This is a genomic window from Rhodococcus sp. EPR-157, from assembly GCF_001647195.1.
Lineage (GTDB): Bacteria > Actinomycetota > Actinomycetes > Mycobacteriales > Mycobacteriaceae > Rhodococcoides.
Map to the genome: position 1 here is coordinate 1 of NZ_LVCV01000268.1, position 6,495 is coordinate 6,495.

Sequence of the window (6,495 nt, forward strand, 5' to 3'; positions counted from 1 at the left end):
GATACCGGATGCGCGTTGCATCTGACGCACGCGACGATGAACTTCGGCGTGAACCGTGGCCGCGCAGGTGAATTCCTCGACAAGGTCGATGCCGCGATCGCCGACGGTTGCGACGTCACGCTGGACACGTACCCCTACCTGCCAGGCGCGACCACCCTGTCCGCGCTCCTGCCCAGTTGGGCGATGTCGGGCGGACCCGATCAGGCCCTCGCGCGGATGGAAGATCCGGCGATGCGGGCTCGTATCACTGCGGACGTCGATGTGAACGGGTCCGACGGCTGCCACGGCGTCACGGTGGAGTGGGAGACGATCCAGCTCAGCGGCGTCGCGAACTCGGACTTGGACCACTACGTCGGCCGGACCATGGTCGATATCGCTGCCGAGCGAGGCGAGTCACCGGTCGACGCCTTCTTCGACATTCTTCGACGCGATCAGCTCGCGACCACGATTCTGCAGCACGTCGGGCACGAAGAGAACGTGCGGGCCATCATGGCGCATCCGCGTCACATGGGTGGAAGCGACGCGATTTTGGTCGGCGAACGGCCACATCCCCGCGCCTGGGGCACGTTCCCGCGCTACCTCGGCCACTACGTCAGAGAGGAGAAGCTGCTCGGGCTCGAAGACTGCATCAATCATCTGACAGGTCGTCCTGCACAGCGTCTCGGCCTGAAGGACAGAGGGACGATCGGGGAAGGCAATGCAGCCGACCTCGTCCTGTTCGACCCCGACACCATCATCGACGCAGCCACCTTCGAGGTGCCGAAGCAACAGGCGATAGGAATCAGTCATGTCTTCGTCAACGGCGCCCTCGCCATCGACGAGGGTGCGCCCACCGGCAACCTCGCCGGTCACTCGTTGAGGTCCAACCGATGAGCGCACTGCAGACCATTCTCGTCGACCGAGCGCTGGCCGTCGTTCGTGCTCCGTCTATTTCCGATCCCGCAGCGCTGGCCGACGCCCTGGCTCGCGGCGGTATCAGGGCCGTCGAGCTGACGTTCACGACTCCGGGGGTCCTCGAGCTCCTGCGTGGCGCTGCCGATGCAGGGGCTGTGATCGGGGCGGGCACGGTGTTGACTGCCGAACAGGCCCGTGCCGCCATCGATGCGGGTGCACAATTCCTGGTCACCCCGGGACTTCGGCCCCGTGTCGCCGACATCGCCGCTGCCCGCGGGATTCCCGTCATGATGGGCGCACTCACTCCCTCCGAGGTCATGGACGCCATGGACCTCGGAGCGGCTGCGGTGAAGATCTTTCCCGCACGAGCGTTCGGCCCTTCCCACTTCAAGGACCTGTTGGGACCGCTGCCCGACGCGAAGCTCGTTCCCTCCGGCGGAGTCAACGCGTCCAACGCCGCGGACTTCCTCGCACACGGCGCCGTCGCCGTCACTGCGGGTACCGACGTCGTGTCCCCTGCCTCGGTCGCGGCGAGCGATTGGGACGATATCGCCTCACGCGCACAAGTTTTCGTCGAATCCATGGGCCCAGTGCCCGCATCGAAAGGCAACACATGACTACCGCTGTCGACTGGCTCAGGACATCCACCCCTGGCCTTCTCGTGCTGTGTGGCTTTGCCATCGCAGTACTTCTGGTCGTCATCATCAAGATCAAGCTCGAACCCTTCATTGCGCTGCTGATCGTCGGACTCGGCCTCGCTCTGGCAGCAGGACTGCCGGTGTCGGAAATCGTCGGAACCGCGATCAAGAGCAACGAATCCCTCCTCGAGGTGGGCTTCGGCGGCATCCTCGGCCATATCGCCGTGATCATCGGTCTCGGCACAGTTCTCGGCGCAATTCTCGAACGCTCCGGTGGCGCACAGGCTTTGACGTCCAAATTGCTCGGCGTCTTCGGCGATCGCGGCGCACCGATCGCCATGGGCCTGCTCGGGTTGATCTTCGGCATCCCGGTGTTCTTCGACATCGGCATCTTCGTACTCGCACCGCTCGTCTACGTGGCCGCCCGGCAGGGCGGAAAGTCGCTCGTTCTGTACGCATTGCCGATGCTGGCCGGCCTGTCCATGACACACGCATTTCTTCCGCCACACCCAGGCCCCGTCGCGCTCGGTGGGCTCCTCGAGGTCAACCTCGGCTGGCTGATTCTCATGGGATTCGTCTGCGGCATACCAGGATTCATCGCTGCGGGTCTGGTGTGGGGCAACTGGATCGGAAAGCGCGTGATCGTAGACGTGCCGGACGATTTCATCAACGAAGCAGACGACGACGAGCCGACCGGTGGCACCGCCGTCGCAACCAAGCGAGCAGTCGTCACCACTCCCCCGTCGGTCGGGCTCATCGGCGCCATCATCGCGGTTCCGCTCGTGCTGATTCTCGGCGCGACGTTCGGCAGCATTCTGCTCGATCCCGGCAACCTCCTCGAGGTGCTGACTTTCCTCGGAACGCCGGCCGTCGCATTGCTGATCGCCGTTCTGATCGCGTTCTACGTCCTCGGCATCAGACGTGGGTCGACGGTGCAACAGCTGAGCACGTTGACCGGCGAATCGCTGCGCCCGGTCGGGATGTTGCTACTCGTCGTCGGTGCAGGCGCATTCTTCGGAAAAGTTATCTCTGCAACGGGAATCGGCACCGCGCTCGCCGATGCCATGGCCGCCGCAGGTTTGCCGATCATCGTGCTGGCCTACGTCATCAGCTGCGCCCTCCGCATCGCGCAGGGTTCGGCGACGGTCGCAATCGTGACCACCGGCGGAATCGTCGGACCCCTCGTCGCGGCTCAGGACTACTCGCCGATGGCGACGGCACTCATCGCGATGTCCATCGCCGCCGGCTCGATCATCTTGAGCCACGTCAACGACGGTGGCTTCTGGATCATTGCAAAGTTCTTCAACATGACCGTCAAACAGACCCTGCAGACGTGGACTGTGCTCGAAACAATCCTGTCCGTGGTCAGCTTCGCCGTGGCGGCGGTGCTGTTCGCTATCGTCGCGTAGTCGATCGGGACTGTCGATCGGGACTGTCGATCAGCTGTGGCCGAGCTGGTCACCGACGAAATGCGTGTTGTCCGCGGACAACTCGCGGTGACCGGCTCGTGCTACCAAAGCGTCGATCCTCCCATCGAGGCTGTGGGCCTTCTCCATGACGTCCAGCGTCCTGAGATCTCCCTCTGCGCGGGTGACCAGATCCGCAACTCGAACCACCGCGGCCACCCGCTCGATGAGTTGCGTCCACACCGTGTCGAGGGCCACCCGGCGGCTGGCGACCTGAGCGCGGGTGGCGTCGTCGAACATCATCGCGGCGATGCCGTCGAGCTCGTCGTCGATCTCGCGCAGAGAATTCACGTCCACTGCGACCTGGGTCAGTTCGTCCGTCAGGTCCAGCTGAGTGCGTTGGACGAGAAAGTGCTCGGACCGCCAGGCCGGTGAGGCATACACCTGATCGAACGACGATCCGGCAAGAAAGAGCATCGTCTCGTAGCGGTCGCTGAATGTGAAGTCCTGACGGTCCGCGAAGCCAGCCATCGCGGTCGCCGCCCGATCTCCGATTTCCTCGAACACAGTGTTCTTCGCGACCTCCGATACACGGCCGGCTGCAGAGTCGAGCAACGACAGCCCGGTCCGTTCGATGACCGTCCCGGATTCCTGTTTCGGCACGGGAGTGTGCAACAGCGCGTCGAACAGCGCATCGCGCTGGTCGAGATCGAGGTGGAGACCATCGCGGCGATCTCGCCGGACTGCGCGCACCCCGGTCGCGTAATGGCTGGTGGACATCACCATCGTGGTACGCAGATGATCCAGACGCTTCCCGAGCTCCGCGGCCCGAACCCGATAGACGAGCGCGGACCCGGGCTTGTTCTTGGTGTCCTTGGCGAGCCATCGCCGTCGCTCGTCCTCGAGCACACGAAGTGCACTGAAACCGCCGACGGACGGCAACGTTTTACCTGCTCGGCGCCGTGCCGCCAGGGCAGTCCTCGTCGGTTCGTCGAGTCTGCCCGCAGCGATAGCGATCGCAGCGGCGTCGGACAGCAACGGCCGACGCCCGTCCAGGCGGGCGCGTTCGCACCCCCGGCGGACGCGTTCTTCGACGCGCTCGCGGTCGGTACCGATCTCCAGGTGTTCGGACATGTTCAGCTCCTCGGCCGTGTCTGCGCTCCACTCTCCCAGAATTCGCTACGGCGTGACGCGGGCATTGGTATATCGTTACTTCAGGCAAGTACGAGTCGAGTCCGGCTCCGAATACCTGATATGGCTCGAACACACCCTGACCCGTGCGCAGAGCCTCCTGGCAGTTCGGTCCAGACGCTCGGTCGCGATTGTTGGCAGCATCACACCACCAAATGGTTGGCCCAGCGCACAACACTGGGCATGTTGGTAAAGGCCACGAAACATCGTTGACACATAGAGCGACCGTGTAACAGTTCTGAGAGGCAAAACGAATCACTCCTCAGGACGCGAACAAAAGGAGACGATGTGACTTTGCAGATTGATTCGCTCGCCATCAGCGCCGACGAAGCACCAACACACGACGTACAGATCGACCAGCTCCACGAGCAGGTCGCCACACTCGACGCCGATATCCTCGGCGCTATCGAGCTCCGCACCCAGCTGGTACGCAGACTTGCTGCCGCCACCAGCGACGCAGCAATCACGGCAGAATCGAACACATTCGAAGAACTGGGTTCCGACGGCTCGACGTTCGCGAGAATGCTCGCCCGTATCGCCTCGGCTACCCGCTAGAGAGTTACGTCCCCCTCCTTCGTGTGCGCGAGGCCCCGACCAGAGCATCTGGTCGGGGCCTCGTCGCGTCACGAACCGGAACGGGCGAGAAGACCTCCGGTTGGCGATGACTTTCGGCTCGGGGCACGGTCTTCATGTTCGAGCCCCACAGAGGGTTCGACCCGACTGCTCATCCCACTGATGGAGAAAATCATGCCAAGAATGCTCTTCGCCAACATGCCGGTCAAAGACATCACCGCAACCCGTGCGTTCTTCGCCGAGCTGGGCTTCGAGTTCAACGACGTGTTCAGCGACGAAAACTGTGTGTCGATGGTCATCAGCGAGCAGGCGACCGTCATGTTCTTGTCCGAGTCACGGTTCAAGGACTTCATCTCCGACAGCATCACCGACACCACGCAGTCCCGCGAGGTGCTGATGTGCGTCAGCGCCGACAGTAGGGACGAGGTCGACTCTCTCGTCGACTCGGCCATCGCAGCGGGGGGATCGCCGTGGATGGAGCCCCAGGATCATGGATTCATGTATGGCCGTGCATTCCGCGATCTCGACAGCCACGTCTGGGAAGTGATGTGGATGGACCCGTCCGCGGTAACGCCCGACTCCGCAGAATGATCGGGCCGGAGTCACCGTCGATCTAGGGGCCGCTCGGGTTCGGCAGCGACGGCCGAACCCGAGGCGCTCACAGTCGATCCGGTAGGCCGAACCTCTCGAACAGTCGCAGATCGAAGAAGCAGGCCACGTGGGCGACGCCGGCTTCTCTGACGTCGACGACGTGCAACTGGAACGCTTCGTGGACACCCTCCTCGTTTCGCATGTACAGCCCGTAAGCCGGTTGCCCGTTGGCCGAGGTAGCGACCATCCGCATGTCACCAGCCTTGGAGGCCGGGCAATTGCCGCGAATGAGGGTTCCGATTGTTTCTGCTCCCTGGTACCAACCCTCGAACGGCGGCATCTCCCATACGGCGTCCTCGGTGAACAGCTGCACGAGTTGTTCGATGTCGTACCGCTCGAAGCTATCGACGTACTTCGCCAGTAACTCGCGCGTTTCGGCCGCAGCAGGCTCGACGACATCGTCCTCGGATGGTGTGATCTCGTCGAGTTGCGCGCGGGCGCGCTGCAGGAGGCTGTTGACCGCCGTCGTGGTCGTAGCCAGCGCCTCGGCCACTTCCGACGCTTTCCACTGCAGAACTTCCCGCATCAACAGGGCAGCGCGTTGCCTCGCCGAGAGGTGCTGGAGCGCCGCGACGAAAGCAAGGCGAATCGACTCTCTCCCGACGACGATCGCAGCCGGATCGTCCGCATCGGTGAGCTCCGCATCGGCGATCGGCTCCAGCCACGCGATTTCGTGTCTCGTCACCAAATCGTCGGTGGGATCCGAACTCGGGGCGCCCAGTCCGGTGGGCAGCGGGCGCTTGGCCTTGCCTTCCAGAGCGGTCAGGCAAGTATTGGTCGCAATTCGGTACAGCCAGGTCCGCATCGACGACCTGCCTTCGAATTTGCTGTAGCCCCGCCACGCACGAATGTAGGTCTCCTGGACCAAGTCCTCTGCGTCATGGATCGATCCCGTCATGCGGTAGCAGTGCGCGAGTAGCTCCCGTCTGTAGGGATCGAACTGCGCTACGAATGCGTCGCCCTCTGCGACCGTGGCCGTCATGCTTCAAGAGACTAATCCCACATACCGACCGATGTGCGACGGTTCGACCACCTACGGAACGGTCCACGCGGACACCGCCGCCCGGTTGACGCTGATCGACGTTGCACTGCGCTAGCCTTCGGCTACATATCCACAGTCCGTTTTCGATCGGAGACTCCAG

7 protein-coding genes are annotated in these 6,495 nt (G+C 63.3%); 5 read left to right on the forward strand and 2 right to left on the reverse strand.

The annotated features are described in order from the left end of the window. The 3 genes from A2J03_RS12215 to A2J03_RS12225 form a co-directional block, all read left to right on the forward strand. The coding region (locus tag A2J03_RS12215; protein WP_156520346.1) for an N-acyl-D-amino-acid deacylase family protein at positions 1–873 on the forward strand (873 nt) is incomplete at its 5' end. Continuing rightward, positions 870–1,511, forward strand: a complete 642-nt coding sequence (locus A2J03_RS12220; RefSeq protein ID WP_068373966.1) for a bifunctional 4-hydroxy-2-oxoglutarate aldolase/2-dehydro-3-deoxy-phosphogluconate aldolase — start codon at positions 870–872, stop codon at positions 1,509–1,511. The genes A2J03_RS12215 and A2J03_RS12220, both read left to right, overlap by 4 nt. After that, positions 1,508–2,941, forward strand: coding sequence for a GntP family permease (locus A2J03_RS12225; RefSeq protein ID WP_068373967.1), 1,434 nt, complete (start codon positions 1,508–1,510; stop codon positions 2,939–2,941). Before A2J03_RS12220 ends, A2J03_RS12225 begins: the two co-directional genes overlap by 4 nt. 30 nt (positions 2,942–2,971) lie before the next feature. Here A2J03_RS12225 and A2J03_RS12230 read toward each other — a convergent pair whose 3' ends face one another. Next, positions 2,972–4,072: a hypothetical protein gene (locus A2J03_RS12230; RefSeq protein WP_068373968.1), complete on the reverse strand. Its 1,101-nt coding sequence runs from the start codon at positions 4,070–4,072 to the stop codon at positions 2,972–2,974. A 345-nt stretch (positions 4,073–4,417) separates the two neighbouring features. Between A2J03_RS12230 and A2J03_RS12235 the strand changes: the two genes are divergently transcribed. Continuing rightward, on the forward strand, positions 4,418–4,684 hold the full coding sequence (locus A2J03_RS12235; RefSeq protein WP_068373969.1) for a hypothetical protein: 267 nt from the start codon (positions 4,418–4,420) through the stop codon (positions 4,682–4,684). A 192-nt stretch (positions 4,685–4,876) separates the two neighbouring features. Continuing rightward, complete coding sequence (locus A2J03_RS12240; protein WP_068373973.1) at positions 4,877–5,293, forward strand: VOC family protein; 417 nt, start codon at positions 4,877–4,879, stop codon at positions 5,291–5,293. A 67-nt stretch (positions 5,294–5,360) separates the two neighbouring features. Here the strand turns inward: A2J03_RS12240 and A2J03_RS12245 are convergent, their stop codons facing one another. After that, positions 5,361–6,335, reverse strand: a complete 975-nt coding sequence (locus A2J03_RS12245; protein WP_068373971.1) for a sigma-70 family RNA polymerase sigma factor — start codon at positions 6,333–6,335, stop codon at positions 5,361–5,363. Positions 6,336–6,495 lie beyond the last annotated feature (160 nt).

Bases quoted from the DNA above. Each gene is read 5' to 3' on its own strand.
- A2J03_RS12240 (WP_068373973.1), top strand. From the start codon at position 4,877: ATGCCAAGAATGCTCTTCGCCAACATGCCGGTCAAAGACATCACCGCA.
- A2J03_RS12220 (WP_068373966.1), top strand. From the start codon at position 870: ATGAGCGCACTGCAGACCATTCTCGTCGACCGAGCGCTGGCCGTCGTT.
- A2J03_RS12230 (WP_068373968.1), bottom strand. From the start codon at position 4,072: ATGTCCGAACACCTGGAGATCGGTACCGACCGCGAGCGCGTCGAAGAA.
- A2J03_RS12245 (WP_068373971.1), bottom strand. From the start codon at position 6,335: ATGACGGCCACGGTCGCAGAGGGCGACGCATTCGTAGCGCAGTTCGAT.
- A2J03_RS12225 (WP_068373967.1), top strand. From the start codon at position 1,508: ATGACTACCGCTGTCGACTGGCTCAGGACATCCACCCCTGGCCTTCTC.